General features: G+C 41.6%; 16 protein-coding genes and 1 pseudogene. 9 read left to right on the forward strand and 8 right to left on the reverse strand.

What is annotated here, in order from left to right:
* Positions 1-118: 118 nt before the first annotated feature.
* From I2432_RS00635 to I2432_RS00660, 7 genes and pseudogenes are all read right to left on the reverse strand, one after another.
* On the reverse strand, positions 119-367 hold the full coding sequence (locus tag I2432_RS00635; RefSeq protein WP_196819754.1) for a hypothetical protein: 249 nt from the start codon (positions 365-367) through the stop codon (positions 119-121).
* A gap of 54 nt (positions 368-421) precedes the next feature.
* The gene (locus I2432_RS00640) at positions 422-742 is read right to left on the reverse strand and encodes a hypothetical protein (protein WP_196819755.1); all 321 of its coding nucleotides are present in this window, start codon (positions 740-742) and stop codon (positions 422-424) included.
* A 126-nt stretch (positions 743-868) separates the two neighbouring features.
* Positions 869-1,354: a hypothetical protein gene (locus I2432_RS00645; RefSeq protein WP_206158884.1), complete on the reverse strand. Its 486-nt coding sequence runs from the start codon at positions 1,352-1,354 to the stop codon at positions 869-871.
* 271 nt (positions 1,355-1,625) lie between these two features.
* The gene (locus tag I2432_RS00650) at positions 1,626-2,819 is read right to left on the reverse strand and encodes an ISL3 family transposase (RefSeq protein ID WP_206158885.1); all 1,194 of its coding nucleotides are present in this window, start codon (positions 2,817-2,819) and stop codon (positions 1,626-1,628) included.
* Between the two features lie 22 nt (positions 2,820-2,841).
* A pseudogene (locus I2432_RS10495) lies at positions 2,842-3,049 on the reverse strand (hypothetical protein); the annotation flags it as partial.
* A gap of 142 nt (positions 3,050-3,191) precedes the next feature.
* Positions 3,192-4,388 carry an MFS transporter gene (locus I2432_RS00655; protein ID WP_206158886.1) on the reverse strand — a complete coding sequence of 399 codons (1,197 nt, stop codon included), beginning with the start codon at positions 4,386-4,388 and terminating at the stop codon, positions 3,192-3,194.
* A complete protein-coding gene (locus I2432_RS00660; protein WP_206158887.1) occupies positions 4,369-4,713 on the reverse strand; it encodes a hypothetical protein in 345 nt (114 codons plus the stop codon). Before I2432_RS00660 ends, I2432_RS00655 begins: the two co-directional genes overlap by 20 nt.
* Before the next feature lie 164 nt (positions 4,714-4,877).
* Between I2432_RS00660 and I2432_RS10385 the strand changes: the two genes are divergently transcribed.
* The 7 genes from I2432_RS10385 to I2432_RS00695 all read left to right on the forward strand — a co-directional run bounded on the left by I2432_RS10385 (position 4,878) and on the right by I2432_RS00695 (position 11,030).
* A complete protein-coding gene (locus I2432_RS10385; protein WP_206158888.1) occupies positions 4,878-5,933 on the forward strand; it encodes an LPXTG cell wall anchor domain-containing protein in 1,056 nt (351 codons plus the stop codon).
* A gap of 94 nt (positions 5,934-6,027) precedes the next feature.
* The gene (locus tag I2432_RS00670) at positions 6,028-6,879 is read left to right on the forward strand and encodes an LPXTG cell wall anchor domain-containing protein (protein WP_206158889.1); all 852 of its coding nucleotides are present in this window, start codon (positions 6,028-6,030) and stop codon (positions 6,877-6,879) included.
* A gap of 523 nt (positions 6,880-7,402) precedes the next feature.
* Complete coding sequence (locus I2432_RS00675; protein ID WP_206158890.1) at positions 7,403-7,927, forward strand: NUDIX hydrolase; 525 nt, start codon at positions 7,403-7,405, stop codon at positions 7,925-7,927.
* A gap of 213 nt (positions 7,928-8,140) precedes the next feature.
* Complete coding sequence (gene ispE / locus I2432_RS00680) at positions 8,141-8,992, forward strand: 4-(cytidine 5'-diphospho)-2-C-methyl-D-erythritol kinase (protein ID WP_012514767.1); 852 nt, start codon at positions 8,141-8,143, stop codon at positions 8,990-8,992.
* Positions 8,993-9,061: 69 nt separating this feature from the next.
* Positions 9,062-9,505: a zinc-dependent MarR family transcriptional regulator gene (locus I2432_RS00685; protein ID WP_014622123.1), complete on the forward strand. Its 444-nt coding sequence runs from the start codon at positions 9,062-9,064 to the stop codon at positions 9,503-9,505.
* 3 nt (positions 9,506-9,508) lie between these two features.
* Complete coding sequence (locus tag I2432_RS00690; RefSeq protein ID WP_041785193.1) at positions 9,509-10,228, forward strand: metal ABC transporter ATP-binding protein; 720 nt, start codon at positions 9,509-9,511, stop codon at positions 10,226-10,228.
* A complete protein-coding gene (locus I2432_RS00695; RefSeq protein WP_206158891.1) occupies positions 10,221-11,030 on the forward strand; it encodes a metal ABC transporter permease in 810 nt (269 codons plus the stop codon). Before I2432_RS00690 ends, I2432_RS00695 begins: the two co-directional genes overlap by 8 nt.
* 182 nt (positions 11,031-11,212) lie before the next feature.
* On the opposite strand, the gene tyrS is transcribed toward I2432_RS00695, so the two are convergent.
* Positions 11,213-12,469 carry a tyrosine--tRNA ligase gene (gene tyrS / locus I2432_RS00700; protein ID WP_206158892.1) on the reverse strand — a complete coding sequence of 419 codons (1,257 nt, stop codon included), beginning with the start codon at positions 12,467-12,469 and terminating at the stop codon, positions 11,213-11,215.
* A 104-nt stretch (positions 12,470-12,573) separates the two neighbouring features.
* Between tyrS and pbp1b the strand changes: the two genes are divergently transcribed.
* Positions 12,574-14,874: a penicillin-binding protein PBP1B gene (pbp1b, locus tag I2432_RS00705; protein ID WP_206158893.1), complete on the forward strand. Its 2,301-nt coding sequence runs from the start codon at positions 12,574-12,576 to the stop codon at positions 14,872-14,874.
* A 262-nt stretch (positions 14,875-15,136) separates the two neighbouring features.
* Entirely contained in the window at positions 15,137-18,703 is a 3,567-nt protein-coding gene (rpoB, locus tag I2432_RS00710; protein ID WP_037580647.1) for a DNA-directed RNA polymerase subunit beta, read from the forward strand.
* Positions 18,704-18,747 lie beyond the last annotated feature (44 nt).

Genomic DNA, 18,747 nt, shown 5'->3' on the forward strand with positions numbered 1-18,747 from the left:
AAAATTTTCTCGAAATGAAAGAATAGTAGTCAATATCAATATCGCAAAAATAAAATAGAAAGACTTAGAAATAATACTGCTATAAATAACTGGTATATGTAAGTTAGGTCTAACTGTTTTAAGCCTCTGTTTGTCCCATCGTAACACTCGCCTTATTATTCTCATTATCAACACTCTCTTCCTTCTCACTCTCAATTGAAATAATGTCCAACGACCATAACAAAAGTGGGATAACTAAGAACCCCCCAGCAACAAAAACCGTTTCTATTAAAGGAGTTCCGTATTCGCTTGTCATATCTAATAGCAAGTAAATAGAAAAGACTAACGCTGGATAAGTTATATAAAACAATAGTTTGTAGATTTTCATGAAATTTGTCCTTTCTTAAAACAAAAGGGGGAGGGGTTAGCTCCCCTTACATCACTAAGCTTCAATTATTGAGGTGTAAAAAGAAGCTTCCCTGTAACCTTGGTAAATCTCTTTGTTCATCAAGCTAATCCTAGATTCATCAGACATACGGTGTTTTTGACGATTAAGAATAATGATGTTTTCTGCTAACTTCTTCAAAGTCGGCTCGTAGATTACACTCGCAATTGGCAAGTTTTTCTTTAAAAAATCTCTGGATTCATCATCTAATATAAAGTTTACTGATTCGTCTGAATTAAAGCTCTGTACTCGCTTAATTCCATTGATATTTGGCATTTCCATTCCTTCGCTAAGGAAAATATCTTTAAATGTTTTCATCTGTTTATTTCTCCATTTTTTATTTTGTTGTTATAGTCAATATTTTTAATAAGTAAAGGCGAAGCTCTTGCTTTCATTTTTTCTCCTTTTATATATTCGTCTACCCAAAACTATAAAATATAAATATTAGTCAACATAACTAATATTAATATCTTTTTGTTCTAAAGCATATGCTTTTAAAATTATTCTTACAGTAAATGAACGATATACTGTTCGCTTCATATTAAGTATAGAATTGAGAATAGCTGTTAAGTCATCTAAGACAAGTATCGTTTCATCAGATAATGTTAATGCAGAAGGTGATAGAGAGGTGTAAGAAGAAATTACCTTTTCATATAAAGGTTGATTTTTTACAAATAGCCAATCTATTTCGTTTAATCTCTCTCTAAAATTTTTGCAAATTTCTTCTATGATATCTCCATAAGTAGCTATTACACCATTTTCTAGTCGCTTAAGCTTTTCTTTCTCTAGAATTATTTTAGCATCTTGAGATAATCTCAATTGCAATCTCATAATAACCAACCCCTTTATATAATCGTCTACCCAAATTTTATCATTTTTCCTGAATTTGTCAAGCAAAAATACCAAAAAAATTCCAAAAAATAGCTTCATATAGGTCCATTTTGTTATTTGACAAAGGAATAAACTCTCAAAATGCTTATTTAATAGGCTTTTGTGGTTAGAAGCTCTTCGCTATCAAACTCAAAATCCAGTGTCCGCAAGGACGTGCCGGTTCGACCCCGGCCGCCGGTATAGTTAAAAATATTGAAAAGACAAGGTTTCTAAGCCTTGTTTTTTGTTTTATGACTTGATGTCAGAGGATCAGATTGGTCCTCTTTAGATGTTAAAGGGCTCATTGTCAACTGTAGTGGGTGACTGATAACTAAGCACGAGAGGAGACGAAGGTTGTCTTCTCTTTTATGATATTCAAAGCGAGGAAGATGCGTTTTTTAAAGTTGTCAAAGTTCCGAAATCCGAAGGCATTGCGCTTAATATCTTTGATAAGTTTGTTAGTGGCTTCTAACTTAGCGTTAGAATAAGGCAGTTGAATGGCATTGGTGATGTAATCTTGGTAGCGACTAAAGGTATTTAGAGCTGTTTTAAAAGTCTGATTAAGATGTGGTAGTGTGTCATGAATTAAGCCAAAGAAATGCTTGGCATTCTTTTCTTGCAGGTGAAAAAGGAGCAGCTGGTACAGGTCATAATAAGAGTTTAACTCAGGCACTAGTGAGAAGATCTTATTGAGACATTCTCTAGGAGTTAAGGTTTGTCTGAAGGTCCGAGAATAGAAAGGCTTAAGAGACAGTTTTCTGCTATCCTTTTGAATGAGCCTCCAGTAGTATTTGAGAGCCCTACTCATGTGCTGAACAATGTGGAAGCGATCGAGAACGATTTTAGCCTTAGGAAATAGAATTTTAATGAGAGGAATATAACTTCCAGACATATCGACAGTAACGACTTTCACCTTGTTTCTAGCCTCTTTAGAGTACTTAAAGAAATGATTTCGGATGGTTGTTTGACGTCTATTATCAAGAATGGTAATGATTTTCTTAGTGTTAAAATCCTGAGCAATGAAGGCTAATTTGCCTTTCTGATAAGAGAACTCATCCCAAGAGAGAACTTCTGGTAAATTGGCGTAATCCTCTCGGAAATGATACTGCTTAAGCTTGCGATAGACGGTAGAAGTGGAGATAGCGAGCTTAGAAGCGATATGGGTGAGAGCCTCTCTGTTGAGTAGGAGCTGAGTAATTTTCTGTCTCACCATCTCAGAAATTTGGCAATTTTTCTTAACCAGGGTAGTTTCAGATACAGTGACTTTTCGACAGGATTTGCATTGAAATCTTCTTTTTTTCAAACGAATGAGACTAGGAAAGCCTCCAATTTCGATAAAGGGAATTTTAGAGGGCTTCTGGAAGTCATACTTAATTTGTTTACCCCTACAGTGCTTACGTTTAGGAGGGTTATAGTCTAGTGTAGCGATGACTTCGATATGAGTATCATGTTGGATAGCTTTAGTCAAGGTGATATGTTTGTCTTTGATTCCAATGAGTTGTGTGGTATTATTGAGGTGTTCCATAAGATACTTTCTAAATGATAGTTTAGTCGCTTTTCATGATAAGTCTTATGGGACTTTTTTGATATTCAAAAAGCCCTATAATCTCCACAGTAGCCTTACCCACTACAGAAATTATAGAGCCGGAAAAGGTAATGAGAATATTGGTTTTAAAGCTCCTAAAGCCAAAGTATTGCGCTTGATGTCTTTGATCACTTGTTAGTGGCGTCCAGCTTAGCGTTTGAATTTGGAATAAGGTTGCTCTAAGGCATGTGTGATGTGAGCTTTGGATACTAGGACTTTTAGCCAATTCTTTGTGGGTGAGCTTTTTCTTTACGTTTGGTTTTGATTAATGTCGCAATATCAGTTATCATGTGTTCTCTGGTTAATGACGCTTTAGGAAATATCGTATTGTCTTAGCGTCTTGTTTGAGAAATAAAGCAGACTAACTAAGATAAAGGAAAATGCAAATAGGACAACAAAGAGACGCCATGACAGGAAGTTGGCCAGAAAACCAAAAATTAGCGAACCCAGGGCAAGTGTTGGGATGGTTACGGTATAAAAAGCACTGAAAACTTCACCAAGATGCTCATCAGGAATTTCCGTTTGTAAAATAGGCTTTTGAGTAACATGCGTCACTCCGAGAAATAGACAGGAAAGAAACCAAAGAAGCAAGAAACCAAAACGGTTGGGTACTAATGCTGTAAGGCCAATACCAGTTCCAAAAAGAGCCGTTGCTAGCCAAAAGGCTTTCCCTACACTTAGCCTTTGTAACACAAGATTAGCACCAAGTGTCGTTCCCACCAGGGTTCCTATAGCGCTTGCAGATACTAAAAGACCATAAAAAGTTGAATCCCCTACCTCTCTTGCTATTAATAACTGATAGACATTTAAGCCGGCAAAAAGGAAATTAGCGATAGCACCTCCCAATGTGATGGCTAACACCACTTTATTGTGCCAGATAAAGCACAAGCCACTTAAAAAGTCTGTTCGTTCATTTGTTTGTTCAATTATTTCTTTAAATTCTATTCTTCTAAAAAATAGGATTGAACCTAAGAAGGTAACGATATCAATGAAAAGCAAAGGAATGTAGCTGATCACAGAAAGTAAAAAGCCACTAACGGCAGTAAAGACATAATCTGTTCCATTATAAGCCACTGACATATACATTTCTGCTTTAGCTAAATCTTTAGTAGGAATGAGTTTAGGTACAAGAGCATCTTGAACAGTATAGGTATTCAACCCAACCATAGAAGCCAGAAAGACACAAGTTAAAATAATGTTTAAACTAAGACTTGCATGTATCTCCCTTAAGGACATTCCTAAAATAATCCCCAAAACAGCCAATAATTGGGCCCACTCCAGAATTACTAGCAGGTTCTTCTTAGGGTGCGAATCAATCTTTTTTCCAAAGATAAAGGAGAAGGTGTTTGGAATAAAAATGAGAAAGTTCAATACTCCAACATACCAAGCACTATTAGTGGTTTCTAGTATATACCAAGACAGTACTAGGGTGTAAATCGAGTCACCACAATTGCTAATCAGTCGCCCCAAAAATAAACGGCAAAAATCATTATATTTCCTTAATATCATATTGTATCCTTTGATAAAGAGATTGAACATCTTTTATATTTATAGTACCAATAAATGATAAAAAATCACTGAATGATAGCTGTGTTTGATGTTTGCAACATTTTAGAAGATCTTTGCAAAAATCATACCTAGATATATATAACCCAACGTAGGTTTTAAAAGCATTCAATTGTCTTTTAAAGTCTTTATCAGTCATGCTTGTAAAGATAGCCTCTTGCAACGGATCTCTTAGTCCTTGATTATATCCAATAAAAAGCGGCTTTGTCAATACGGAAGCTGAATCTATTGACGAGGTTTTATCGGTAATGGAGCCTGTTGATGTCAATAACTGATATCAGATAATTGACTCTTTGATTAGAAAAAAAAAAAAAACAAAACTACGGAGAGAACCTGATGGCTGGCTATTTCTTGGTGTAAGTCAGCGTGTTAAAATCTTCTTTGGGAGAAAATTTAGAAAAAAGTAATATTTCTATCACTAAGGAGAGAAAGATGACAACCAAACTAAAGTGTACAAGAGTGATGCGTCAGTATGGTATTTGCTCAGCAGCTCTTGCTCTAGCAACACTGGCTAGTCTAGGAGTTGCCAGTACTGCTCAGGCAGAAGCACCAGAGTATCCTAAAACCTCAGAGTTTTCTTGGTATCCTAGGCCTTATGAAACTTTACAGGACGATGTTGAAAAATTCCTAAATAGGTTGAAGGCACATCTGGAATATAGATTGCAAGAGTTTGAGAACAGACAAACAGAGTTAGAAACACGTGAACAAGAAAGTATTGGTCAGCCTGGTCCAGTAGGCCCAAAGGGACAAAGGGGTGATATCGGTCCTAGAGGTCCTATGGGTCCAAAAGGACCGGTAGGTGAAGATGGAAGAGATGGTCAGCCTGGTCCTTCTGGTCCAGTTGGTCCTAAAGGACCGACAGGTGATCAAGGTATAAAGGGACCAAAGGGTGAACGAGGAGCGCAAGGTCCACGAGGTGATCAGGGAGCCAAAGGTGAACGCGGCGAACGAGGTGATCAAGGTCCACGAGGTGATCAGGGAGCCAAAGGTGAACGTGGTGAACGAGGCGATCAAGGTCCACGAGGTGATCAGGGAGCCAAAGGTGAACGTGGTGAACGAGGAGCGCAAGGTCCACGAGGTGATCAGGGAGCCAAAGGTGAACGTGGTGAACGAGGAGCGCAAGGTCCACGAGGTGATCAGGGAGCCAAAGGTGAACGCGGCGAACGAGGCGATCAAGGTCTACGAGGTGATCAGGGAGCCAAAGGTGAACGTGGTGGTCGCGATAACCAAGGTGACCAAATCCAAAAAGAGGGGCAAGGAAAGAGCATTAGCCCAAAAACAGCAAAGACTACAGAGCAACCAGCTAGCCCTAATGTAATAGCTCCTCAGTCAGCACCAAGTAAATTAGTGGTATCAGCAGCTCGAAAATCAGTTTTACCAGTGACAGGAGAGGCAGCTTATCCATTTTTCACAGCTACAGCTCTTAGCCTTATTGTTGGTGCTAGCATGCTGGTATTAAAGGAAAAGAACAATAAGGCTGATTATTAAATGCTTTCTTGAGAAGCTGTTAGTATCAGTCTAAAGAATAATCATAGCTAATATTGACTGTAATAGATTAATTAATACTGTATAAGGAGAAAACATGACAAATAAGAAAAATTATCATAAAGCAGCGCGTAGGTATGGGCTGTATTCAGTTCTTGCCCTAGCAGTGGCTGCTGGCTTAAGAACAGGTGGAGGAGTTAAGGCAGATGTAGGAATACCTAGTTATCCAAATACTAGTGTATTTAAAGGAGCTCATTGGACAGTTTTAGATGAGAGGCTTGCAGACTATCATGAAGAATTGGAAGAGTATTTAAATTTTAAATTTAATGTGCTTAATTCTCAAATGAATGGCCTAGACAAGAAAATTAAAGAAAATGCAGAGAGACCAGGTCCTCCAGGTCCCATTGGACCAAAGGGAGATACGGGACCTACTGGTCCAGTAGGTCCTGCTGGACCAAAAGGAGATAGAGGTAAGGATGGCAAAGACGGTCAACCAGGGCTTCCTGGCGTCCAAGGTCCAAAAGGAGACACAGGACCAGCTGGCCTTAAAGGAGACAAAGGCGAGCAAGGTCTGAAAGGCGATAAAGGTGAGCAGGGTCTTAAAGGAGACAAAGGCGAGCAAGGTCTGAAAGGCGATAAAGGTGAGCAAGGTCAACGCGGTGAAAAAGGTGAGCAAAAACCAAAGGGTGATCAAGGAAAAGATACAAAACCATCAGCTCCAAAATCACCTGAAAAGGCTCCTGCACCGAAAGCTCCAAAGGCTTCAGAGCAGTCAGCTAGCCCTAAGGTACCAGCTCCTAAGTCAGCACCAAGCAAATCAGCGGCACCAACAGGTCAAAAAGCAGTCCTACCAGCCACAGGAGAAGCAAGCCATCCATTCTTTAGCCTAGCAGCTCTCAGCGTCATCGCTAGCGCAGGCCTGTTAACCCTAAAAAGAAAAAACAACTAAATTAGCTTTTGCAACTTTCTCCTACTAAATGATGGCCTTTAGCTTGAAGGCAATTGATTAGTTTAAAAGCTGATATGAGCACTAGAGAGGCCTCTAATGGGGTCTCTTTTTGCTTGCAGTCGTAGATATTCTGTCTTCCTCTTTTATGAGGTGATGTAGTTGGTGTGCTTTTGGGTTGAGCTATTTTCATCAGGTCTTGGGTTTGCGGCCTTAAGGCTTTTCTGTAACTGACATGATGAGGCAAGTCAGCTGTGTGTATCACAATATCGTTAACTGATCAAGACGCTTGGGATCTTAAATACTGGTTTGTTAGCATGATGAGCTTTTTGATACATCTCGGAAAACAGATCTTTTTGTCCATTTTCTATGCAAGGTATTTTAAGGCAGGGGATTGTGGCGAAAAAGGATTAAGACAGGTTGGTAATTGTTGTTCTGTCTGGATCTGGTTGTTTTGGATATGCTAATTGTGATATGATTAATATATTGGATCTGGTAATAGCTGTGTCAAAGGAGGTGCGTTTGTGTGGTTGAGTATTGGGACGTTTATACGATGAATCGTCTTAAGACCGGTAGGGTCATGGAGCGTGGGGCTGCTTTTGTAGAGGGGGCTTATCATTTAGTGGTTCACGCCTGTGTCTTTAATGACAAGGGAGAAATGCTGATTCAGCAGCGGCAAAAGGATAAAGAGGGCTGGCCCGGCTATTGGGATATAACGGTAGGCGGCAGCGCTCTTGCAGGTGAGACGTCACAAGAAGCAGTGATGAGAGAGCTGAAGGAGGAGCTAGGACTTGCTCTTGATTTGGCTGGTGTAAGGCCTCATTTTTCAATTACCTTTGATAATGGCTTTGACGATACTTTTTTGGTTTTGCAGGCTGTTGATGTAACGAAGCTTGTTCTTCAGACAGAGGAGGTACAGGCTGTTCGATGGGCTAGTCGTGATGAGATTTTAGACATGATTGATGCTGGTATTTTTATTCCCTACTTTAAGAGCAAGATTGATATGTGTTTTGAGTTAGTGGGGCAATATGGAGCGATTAAGCGGTCATAGAGACTGCTGCTGTCTTAGCTTTGCTTGCTATGCTAGTAGTTGTCGTTTTTGGCTGCTGATCTGGTGAAGCCTCACGCTAGTAGGGACAAGTGGTTGGCTGTTTTGATACAAACATGCTGTCTATGCATCATTAGATACTAACTGTATTTATTTGAATTTTTCATGAAGATTGTGTATATTTGATACTATAATGACATCAAATAAAGGAGTATTATGACTGCAATCATTGAGAGAGCTCCTGCAAAAATAAATCTAGGCTTAGATATTCAAGGCAAGCGACCAGATGGCTATCATGACCTGTCTATGGTTCTAGTTAGTGTAGATCTTTGTGATTATATTACAGTGGATCATTTAGAGGAGGATAGGATTTTATTGACCTCTAATTGCCCTAGATTGCCTATCAATGAGCACAATGACGTTTACAAGGCGGCTTATTTGCTGAAAGAGCGATTTCAAATCTCAACAGGTGTCTCTATTTTCTTGGATAAGAGGGTACCTGTTTGTGCTGGTATGGGAGGTGGCTCAAGTGATGCGGCTGCAGCAATCAGAGCATTGAATCAGCTGTGGCAGCTAAAGCTTAGTCCCCGTCAGATGATTGACATTGGCATGCAGATTGGTAGCGATGTGCCTTATTGTCTTTTTGCAGGCTGCGCCCAAGTGACTGGCAAAGGCGAGGTGGTTAAGCCAATCAATGGCCGCTTGTCCTCTTGGGTGGTTCTAGTGAAGCCAGAATTTGGCATTTCTACTAGAACGATTTTTTGGGATATTGATTGTGAGACGATATCTCGAGTGCCGATTGAGGATCTGGTTTCAGCCATTGAGGCAGGTGATTATCAGCGCTTGCTTGCAACGATGGGAAATTCCTTAGAGGATATTTCCATTGCTAAACGGCCGTTTATTCAAAAGGTTAAGGATAAAATGCTACAGTCAGGAGCAGACATTGCCCTGATGACAGGAAGTGGTCCAACAGTATTTGCCCTATGTCAAACAGAAAAGCAGGCCAATCGTGTGGTGAATAGCCTGAAGGGCTTTTGTAAGGAAGTCTACAAGGTTAGAACGCTGTAGATCAGCCTTGAAGTTGCGTCTTTTGGGGTGTCATGTTATAATTAACTGGTTAATGAGGAGAGGGAAATCATGACAATTTTAGAAAAAAAGCTTGATAGTTTGGTTAATCGTATTTTGTTAAAGGCTGAAAATCAGCATGAGCTGCTCTTTGGTGCTTGTCAGAGTGATGTTAAATTAACAAATACTCAGGAGCATATTTTGATGCTTTTGTCACAGGAAAAGCTAACCAATACAGATTTGGCAAAAAGGCTAAATATCAGTCAAGCAGCAGTGACTAAGGCGATTAAAGGCTTGATCAAGCAAGAGATGCTGGCAGGAACAAAGGATACCGTTGATGCTCGAGTAACCTATTTTGAACTGACTGATCTGGCAAGACCAATCGCTAAGGAGCATACACATCATCACGATAAAACACTAGCTGTTTATCATCGTTTGTTGGCACATTTTTCTGCGGAGGAGCAGGTAATTGTTGAAAAATTTATCACTGCTTTTTCGGAGGAGTTAGAAGGGTAATTAATGAGATACATATCGGTGGAAAATCTCTCGTTCCAGTATGACAGTGAGCCTGTTTTAGAGGGAATCAGCTATCATTTGGATAGTGGAGAGTTTGTCACATTGACTGGTGAAAATGGTGCTGCCAAGTCAACCCTGATCAAGGCGACCTTGGGGATTTTAAAGCCAAGGGCTGGGCAAGTGACCATAGCTAAACAAAATAGTCATGGAAAAAAGCTGAGAATTGCTTACTTGCCACAGCAGGTTGCCAGCTTTAATGCAGGCTTTCCGTCGACTGTTTATGAGTTTGTTAAATCAGGCAGATATCCTAGAAGTGGTTGGTTTACCAGATTAAGTAAGCACGATGAGGAGCATGTTCGGACAAGCTTGGAGTCTGTTGGCATGTGGGATAGTCGGCACAAGAGAATAGGGAGTCTATCAGGTGGTCAAAAGCAGCGTGTGGTTATTGCGCGTATGTTTGCTTCTGACCCCGATATTTTTGTGCTTGATGAGCCGACTACAGGAATGGATAGTGGAACAACAGATACTTTTTATGAGTTGATGCACCACAGCGCTCATAGACATGGTAAGGCTGTTTTGATGATTACGCATGACCCAGAGGAGGTCAAGGCTTATGCTGATCGAAATATTCATTTGATTAGAAATCAACGGCTTCCTTGGCGCTGCTTCAACATTCATGATGCTGAGGCTGATGAGAGCAAAGGAGGGTCATTCCATGCTTGAGATTTTATCTTATGATTTTATGCAGCGTGCTGTTATGGCTGTTGTGGCGATCAGTATCTTTGCTCCGATTTTGGGTATCTTTTTGATTTTGCGTCGTCAAAGCTTGTTGAGTGATACGCTTAGCCACGTTTCTCTGGCTGGTGTGGCCTTTGGTGTTGTTCTTGGTATTTCGCCAACCTTCACAACGATTATTGTGGTGGTGCTAGCTGCCATCTTGCTAGAATATCTTAGGGTGGTTTATAAGCACTATATGGAGATTTCGACAGCTATTCTAATGTCCTTGGGACTGGCTATTTCCTTGATTATCATGAGTAAGTCAACTAGCTCTTCTAGTATGAGCTTGGAGCAATACCTTTTTGGTTCTATCATTACTATTAGTACGGAGCAGGTTGCTGCCTTATTTGTCATTGCTTTGATTATTTTAGCCTTGACGATATTATTTATTCGTCCAATGTATATCTTGACCTTCGATGAGGACACAGCCTATGTCGATGGCTTGCCAGTGCGTGTCATGTCTGTTTTATTTAATATTGTGACAGGTGTTGCTATTGCTCTAACGATCCCAGCGGCAGGAGCCCTTTTGGTATCAACGATTATGGTTTTACCAGCAAGCATTGCTATGCGGCTTGGTAGAAATTTTAAATCGGTTATTTTTCTTGGGATTATGATTGGCTTTACAGGTATGCTGTCTGGTATTTTCTTGTCCTATTTTTGGGAAACGCCAGCAAGTGCGACCATTACGATGATTTTTATTGTGATTTTCCTTGTGGTTAACCTGCTGTCCTTTATACGTCAAAAATAATCGTCAAAAAGCTAGGCTTTTTTGAGCTGTCAGATAAACACTTCTGTTCGCTCTGCCTTTTCTAGAATAGCTACTTGGAGAAAGGCTCTAATCAATACTAAAACCGTATGATATCATATGCTGCAAGGCTTGATATCATACGGTTTTTAATAGGTTATATTAGTCTTTCCAGCTGTCTGTGATTAGTAGGTTAGTACAGCGTATTTTTTCTTGCCTCGGCGAATGACAGTCAGCTGATTGTCAATGCGATCTGCTGTAGATAAGCTGTAATCCAGATCCTGAAGTCGTTCTCCATTGAGGTAGATCGCGCCATTTTGTAAATCCTCACGCGCCTGACGTTTTGATGGTGAAATGCCTGCTGTGACTAACATATCAACGATATTTAGGCTGTCTTCTGCTTGAACCTGATAGTTAGGGACATTGCTTAAGCCTTGCTTAAGCTCAGCTGCTGAAAGGTTTTTGATAGCTCCTGCAAAAAGCTGTTCGGTAATATTGAGGGCTTGCTGGTAGGCTGCCTCTCCATGAACCAGTGTCACCACCTCACGCGCAAGCGTCTTTTGAGCGAGGCGCTCATGGCGTGCTGCGTTGAATTGCTCCTCAATAGCAGCGATCTCATCAAGTGATAAGAAGGTGAAGATCTTCAGGAAGCGTACCGCATCATCGTCCATAACATTTAACCAGAACTGGTACATCTCGTAAGGAGATGTTTTTTTAGCGTCAAGCCAAATGGCATTGCCCTCTGACTTGCCGAATTTTTTACCGGTTGCGTCTGTAATCAATGGCACTGTCATCACATGCCCAGTCTTGTCAGCTTTTTTGCGGAGCAATTCGGTACCTGCTGTCATGTTGCCCCATTGGTCAGAGCCGCCGATTTGCAGTGTTACATTGTGCTTAGCATTTAGCTCGTAAAAATCGTAGCCTTGCATGACCTGGTATGCAAATTCGGTGTAGGAAATTCCGGTTTCGATGCGTTTTTTCACTGAATCCTTGCTCATCATGTAATTGACAGTGAAGTGCTTGCCAACATCGCGAAGGAAATCAATAAAGCTGATCTGTGAGAACCAGTCATAGTTGTTGACAAGCTCAGCCTTGTTGTTACCATTTTCAAAGTCAAGAAAGCAAGAGAGCTGTTCTTTAATCTTTTGGCTCCAATCAAGAACAGTTTCTTTGGTCTGGAGGCTACGCTCAGTGTCTTTAAAGGACGGATCACCAATCAGCCCAGTTGCCCCACCGACAAGAGCGTAGGGCTTGTGTCCTGCTAGCTGCAAGCGACGTGATGTCAAAATGGCAACGAGATGACCAAGGTGCAGGCTATCAGCTGTTGGATCATAGCCAGTGTAATAGGATACTTGCCCTTCTGTTAATGCTTTGACAAGGGCTTCTTCATCGGTCGTTTGAAAGACCAAGCCACGAGCTTTGAGTTCTTCAAAAATATTCATAGGCTTTCTCCATTTTCTTTATGATTTCCGAATCATTATATCAAAAATGCCTGTGGCTGTGCAAGCTCAATCAAAGTTTGGTATAATGAAGATTGAGGTACGTTATGGTGAAATGGAAAAAGAATCAAACAAGCAAAAATCATCAGCGATTAGAATTAGTTGATTTTGGAACGGTCTTTTTGCGCACATTAAAATTCATGTCGAGCTTTTTTTATGTAGCTGTCTTTTTGTTTGGCATGCTGGGTGCTGGCATGGCCTTTGGCTATTTAGCCAGTCAAATTGACTCGGTAAAAATTCCAAGCAAGGAAAGCCTTGTCAAGCAGGTTGAGTCATTGACCATGATGTCACAGATCACCTATTCAGACAATAGCTTGATTTCAGGCATTGATACGGATCTGCTTAGGACACCGGTTGCTAGTGATGCGATTTCAGATAATATTAAAAAGGCCATTGTCTCAACTGAGGACGACAACTTTCAGCGTCATAAGGGCGTTGTACCAAAGGCGGTTTTTCGTGCGACTCTGGCCTCTGTTTTGGGCTTTGGGGAGTCAAGTGGTGGCTCTACGTTGACACAGCAATTGATTAAGCAGCAGGTTTTGGGCGATGATCCGACCTTTAGGCGAAAATCAAAGGAAATTATCTATGCACTGGCCTTAGAGCGTTACATGTCAAAGGACGATATTTTATCACATTATTTAAACGTGTCGCCTTTTGGTCGTAATAATAAGGGACAAAACATTGCAGGTGTGGAGGAGGCTGCGCGTGGCATTTTTGGAGTCTCTGCAAAGGATTTGACGGTTCCGCAGGCGGCCTTTTTGGCAGGGCTTCCGCAAAGCCCGATTGTTTATTCGCCGTATTTGCCAACAGGGCAGTTAAAATCAGCCGAGGATATGGCCTTTGGAATTAAGCGCCAGCAAAATGTCCTCTACAATATGTATCGAACAGGTGTGCTGACAGAAAAAGAATATCGTGATTATAAGGCATATCCTATTAGCAATGATTTTATTAAATCTGAAACAGTCACTGCCAATACTCATGATTACCTCTACTACTCTGTCTTGGCAGAGGCACAAAAGGCTATGTATAGCTATCTGATCAAGCGAGATAAGGTGCCTGCTAAAGATTTAAAAAATGATGAGACTAAGGCTGCCTATGAGGAGCGGGCCTTAACGGAGCTACAGCATGGTGGCTACACTGTCAAAACAACAATCAATAAACCAATCCATCAGGCTATGCAAAAAGCGGCAACCCAGTTTGGTGGCTTGTTAGACGATGGCACTGGGACAGTGCAGATGGGCAATGTCCTAACAGACAATGCTACAGGAGCTGTTTTGGGCTTTATTGGTGGGAGAGACTATGCTCAAAATCAAAACAACCATGCCTTTAATACCGTTCGCTCTCCAGGCTCTAGCATTAAGCCGATTATTGCCTATGGACCTGCCATTGATCAGGGGTTAATGGGAAGTGCTAGCGTCCTATCCAACTATCCGACGACCTATTCCAGCGGTCAAAAAATCATGCACGTTGATAGTGAAGGAACAGCAATGATGCCCTTGCAGGAGGCTCTTAATACTTCATGGAATATCCCAGCCTTTTGGACCCAAAAGCTGCTACGTGATAAGGGAGTTGATGTTGAAAACTATATGAGTAAAATGGGGTATCGGATTGCTGATTATTCTATTGAAAGTCTGCCGCTTGGTGGTGGGATTGAGACTTCAGTTGCCCAGCAGACCAATGCTTATCAGATGATTGCTAATAATGGTCTTTATCAAAAGCAATATATGGTGGCTAGTATCACAGCAAGTGATGGATCAGTTGTTTATCAGCATGAGGCTAAGCCAGTTCGTATTTTTTCAGCTCCAACAGCCACAATTTTGCAGGAGCTCTTGAGAGGGCCGATTTCATCTGGGGCAACAACAACCTTTAAAAGCCGGTTAGCAGGGATCAACCCAAGCCTTGCAGGTGCTGACTGGATAGGTAAAACAGGAACAACCGAAAATTATACCGATGTCTGGCTGGTCTTAGCTACTCCAAGGGTTACTTTGGGTGGTTGGGCAGGCCATGATGACAATACCTCGCTTGCACCACTGACGGGATACAATAATAATTCAAATTACATGGCTTATTTGGTTAATGCCATCAGTCAGGCTGATCCAAATATTTTTGGCCTTGGTCAGCGGTTTTCACTGGATCCTGGCGTTATCAAGGCTTCTGTCTTGAAGGCCACTGGTCTAAAGCCGGGTACAGTGACGATCAATGGCCAAACCATCTCCATCGGTGGAGAGCTAACAACCAGCCTCTGGGCTCAAAAGGGACCCGGAGCAACTACCTATAGGTTTGCCATTGGTGGAACAGACGCAGACTATCAGAAAGCTTGGGGAGGTTTTAGTGGTAGAAGAAATTAGTTGTATTTTCCAGAAAAATAGTGTATAATGTCTATAACTATTTGTCGTCTAATCTAGCTGAAATATTGTCCAGCTAGAAAGAACAGCAGTTAAATCACACTGATAAGGTCAGATTTAGCTGCTCTTTTTGTGCCTATTTTTAGATAAAAATCAATTTTGTAACAAAAATTTAAAGATTCTAAAAAATACCACTTGAGACAAATATTGATGTTGCAATTGTTTGCTTGATAGCAAAGCTTAAAAAGAAAAAGGAGCTAAAAACTTGGCAGGACATGACGTTCAATACGGGAAACATCGTACCCGTCGTAGTTTTTCAAGAATCAAAGAGGTTCTTGATTTACCAAATTTGATTGAAATTCAAACTGATTCATTCCAAGATTTCTTAGATTCAGGCTTGAAGGAAGTATTTGAAGATGTGCTTCCAATCTCAAACTTTACAGACACGATGGAGCTTGAGTTTGTTGGTTACGAATTTAAGGAGCCTAAATATACCCTTGAAGAGGCTCGTATCCATGATGCAAGCTATTCTGCACCAATCTTTGTGACCTTCCGCCTGATTAATAAGGAAACTGGCGAAATCAAAACACAAGAGGTCTTTTTTGGTGATTTTCCGATTATGACTGAAATGGGAACCTTTATCATCAATGGTGGAGAGCGTATTATTGTTTCTCAGCTGGTTCGGTCTCCTGGTGTTTATTTCAATGACAAGGTTGATAAAAATGGTAAGGTTGGTTATGGCTCAACAGTTATCCCTAATCGTGGTGCTTGGCTAGAGCTAGAAACTGACTCAAAGGATATTGCTTATACTCGTATTGACCGTACGCGTAAAATCCCATTTACAACGCTGGTGCGTGCACTTGGTTTTTCTGGTGATGACGAAATCATTGATATTTTTGGTGATAGTGAGCTTGTTCGCAATACCATTGAAAAGGATATTCATAAAAACCAAAGTGATTCACGTACAGATGAGGCCCTTAAGGAAATTTATGAGCGCCTAAGACCAGGTGAGCCAAAGACAGCTGATAGCTCACGCAGTCTTTTGACGGCTCGTTTCTTTGATGCTCGCCGTTATGACTTGGCAGCAGTTGGTCGTTATAAGATTAATAAAAAGCTGAACATCAAGACACGTCTTTTAAATCAAATTATTGCTGAAAATCTAATAGATAGTGAGACTGGAGAGATTCTGGTTGAGGCTGGAACAGAGATGACTCGTAGTGTGATTGAGTCAATCGAAGAGCAGCTTGATGGGGATTTGAACAAGTTTGTCTACACACCCAACGATTATGCGGTGGTGACAGAGCCTGTAATCCTCCAAAAATTCAAGGTGGTTTCACCAGTTGACCCTGATCGTGTGGTAACTATCGTTGGTAACGCCAATCCAGATGACAAGGTTCGTGCCCTTACTCCGGCTGATATTTTGGCTGAGATGTCTTATTTCCTTAACCTTGCTGAAGGTCTTGGAAAGGTCGATGACATTGACCACTTAGGCAATCGTCGTATCCGTGCGGTTGGTGAATTGCTTGCTAACCAATTCCGTATCGGTCTTGCTCGTATGGAGCGTAATGTCCGTGAGCGTATGTCTGTACAGGATAACGATGTGTTGACTCCTCAACAGATTATTAATATTCGTCCGGTGACTGCTGCTGTCAAGGAATTCTTTGGCTCTTCACAGCTATCACAGTTCATGGATCAGCACAACCCATTGTCTGAGCTGTCACACAAACGTCGTTTGTCTGCCTTAGGACCTGGTGGTTTGACACGTGATCGTGCTGGCTATGAGGTGCGTGACGTGCACTACACTCACTATGGTCGTATGTGTCCGATTGAAACACCTGAAGGACCAAATATCGGTTTGATTAATAACCTGTCTTCATTTGGGCATCTTAACAAATATGGCTTTATTCAAACCCCTTACCGTAAGGTTGATCGTGTGATTGGCCGAGTGACTAATGAGATCGTTTGGTTAACTGCTGATGAAGAGGATGAGTTTACAGTGGCTCAGGCTAATTCTAAGCTCAATCCAGACGGTACCTTTGCTGAAGATATTGTCATGGGACGTCACCAAGGTAATAACCAAGAATTTCCTGCTAGCCAGGTTGATTTTGTTGACGTGTCTCCTAAGCAGGTAGTGGCTGTTGCGACAGCTTGTATTCCTTTCCTTGAAAATGATGACTCCAACCGCGCCCTAATGGGAGCTAACATGCAGCGTCAGGCTGTGCCATTGATTGATCCAAAGGCTCCTTATGTCGGTACGGGTATGGAATATCAAGCAGCCCATGATTCAGGTGCTGCGGTAATTGCCCAGCATAATGGTAAGGTCGTCTTTTCAGATGCTGAAAAAGTAGAGGTGCGTCGTGAGGACGGTTCGCTTGATGTTTACCACATCACAAAATTCCGCCGTTCAAACTCTGGTACTGCCTACAACCAACGAACCCTTGTTAAAATAGGTGATATTGTTGAAAAGGGTGATTTTATTGCTGATGGCCCTTCTATGGAAAAAGGTGAGATGGCGCTTGGTCAAAACCCAATCGTTGCCTACATGACTTGGGAAGGGTATAACTTTGAGGACGCGGTTATCATGAGTGAGCGCCTTGTGAAGGAGGACGTTTATACCTCTGTTCACTTGGAGGAGTTTGAATCAGAAACACGTGATACAAAGCTTGGACCTGAGGAAATCACACGTGAGGTGCCAAACGTTGGTGAAGAAGCCCTCAAGGACCTTGATGAAATGGGTATTATCCGTATCGGTGCAGAGGTCAAGGAAGGCGATATTCTTGTTGGTAAGGTAACGCCTAAGGGTGAAAAAGACCTTTCTGCTGAAGAACGTCTCTTGCATGCTATCTTTGGTGACAAGTCACGTGAGGTTCGTGATACCTCATTACGCGTGCCTCATGGTGGTGATGGTATTGTGCGTGATGTGAAGATCTTTACGCGTGCCAACGGTGATGAGCTTCAATCAGGTGTTAACATGCTTGTGCGTGTCTACATTGCTCAAAAACGTAAAATCAAGGTCGGAGATAAAATGGCCGGTCGTCATGGTAACAAGGGTGTCGTCTCACGTATTGTACCTGTTGAGGATATGCCATATCTACCAGACGGAACACCTGTTGACATCATGCTGAACCCTCTTGGGGTGCCGTCTCGTATGAACATCGGACAGGTTATGGAGCTTCACCTAGGTATGGCTGCTCGCAATTTGGGCATTCATATTGCAACGCCGGTCTTTGACGGAGCTACCTCTGAGGATCTTTGGGAGACTGTTCGTGAAGCAGGCATGGATAGTGATGCTAAGACTGTTCTCTATGATGGCCGTACTGGTGAGCCATTTGACAATCGTGTGTCAGTTGGTGTCATGTATATGATTAAGCTTCACCACATGGTTGATGATAAGCTTCATGCACGTTCTGTAGGACCGTACTCGCTTGTTACCCAACAGCCGCTTGGAGGTAAAGCCCAGTTTGGTGGTCAACGTTTTGGTGAGATGGAGGTATGGGCCCTTGAGGCTTATGGTGCTTCAAATGTTCTTCAGGAAATCTTGACCTACAAGTCTGATGATGTGAATGGTCGCTTGAAGGCTTATGAGGCGATTACCAAAGGTAAGCCAATTCCAAAGCCTGGTGTACCAGAATCCTTCCGCGTTCTTGTGAAGGAATTGCAATCACTTGGTCTTGACATGCGTGTCCTTGATGAAGATGATAATGAAGTTGAGCTTCGTGATCTTGATGAGGGTGAGGACGATGACGTTATGCACGTTGATGATCTTGAAAAAGCGCGTGAAAAGCAGGCTCAGGAAACTCAAGAAATTGCTGAATCAACTGAAGACAACTAAATCATAAACATTTGTAACAGAAATAATGACTAGACTAGGGCTAT

Source organism: Streptococcus equi subsp. zooepidemicus (assembly GCF_015689395.1).
Taxonomy (GTDB): Bacteria; Bacillota; Bacilli; order Lactobacillales; family Streptococcaceae; genus Streptococcus; species Streptococcus equi.

Excerpts from the sequence above, each read along its gene's own strand:
- I2432_RS00695 (WP_206158891.1), top strand. The coding sequence starts at position 10,221 with ATGCTTGAGATTTTATCTTATGATTTTATGCAGCGTGCTGTTATGGCT.
- I2432_RS00635 (WP_196819754.1), bottom strand. The coding sequence starts at position 367 with ATGAAAATCTACAAACTATTGTTTTATATAACTTATCCAGCGTTAGTC.
- I2432_RS00645 (WP_206158884.1), bottom strand. The coding sequence starts at position 1,354 with ATGAAGCTATTTTTTGGAATTTTTTTGGTATTTTTGCTTGACAAATTC.
- I2432_RS00670 (WP_206158889.1), top strand. The coding sequence starts at position 6,028 with ATGACAAATAAGAAAAATTATCATAAAGCAGCGCGTAGGTATGGGCTG.
- pbp1b (WP_206158893.1), top strand. The coding sequence starts at position 12,574 with ATGGTGAAATGGAAAAAGAATCAAACAAGCAAAAATCATCAGCGATTA.
- I2432_RS00655 (WP_206158886.1), bottom strand. The coding sequence starts at position 4,388 with ATGATATTAAGGAAATATAATGATTTTTGCCGTTTATTTTTGGGGCGA.
- I2432_RS00685 (WP_014622123.1), top strand. The coding sequence starts at position 9,062 with ATGACAATTTTAGAAAAAAAGCTTGATAGTTTGGTTAATCGTATTTTG.
- tyrS (WP_206158892.1), bottom strand. The coding sequence starts at position 12,469 with ATGAATATTTTTGAAGAACTCAAAGCTCGTGGCTTGGTCTTTCAAACG.
- I2432_RS10385 (WP_206158888.1), top strand. The coding sequence starts at position 4,878 with ATGACAACCAAACTAAAGTGTACAAGAGTGATGCGTCAGTATGGTATT.
- ispE (WP_012514767.1), top strand. The coding sequence starts at position 8,141 with ATGACTGCAATCATTGAGAGAGCTCCTGCAAAAATAAATCTAGGCTTA.
- I2432_RS00640 (WP_196819755.1), bottom strand. The coding sequence starts at position 742 with ATGAAAACATTTAAAGATATTTTCCTTAGCGAAGGAATGGAAATGCCA.
- I2432_RS00690 (WP_041785193.1), top strand. The coding sequence starts at position 9,509 with ATGAGATACATATCGGTGGAAAATCTCTCGTTCCAGTATGACAGTGAG.
- I2432_RS00650 (WP_206158885.1), bottom strand. The coding sequence starts at position 2,819 with ATGGAACACCTCAATAATACCACACAACTCATTGGAATCAAAGACAAA.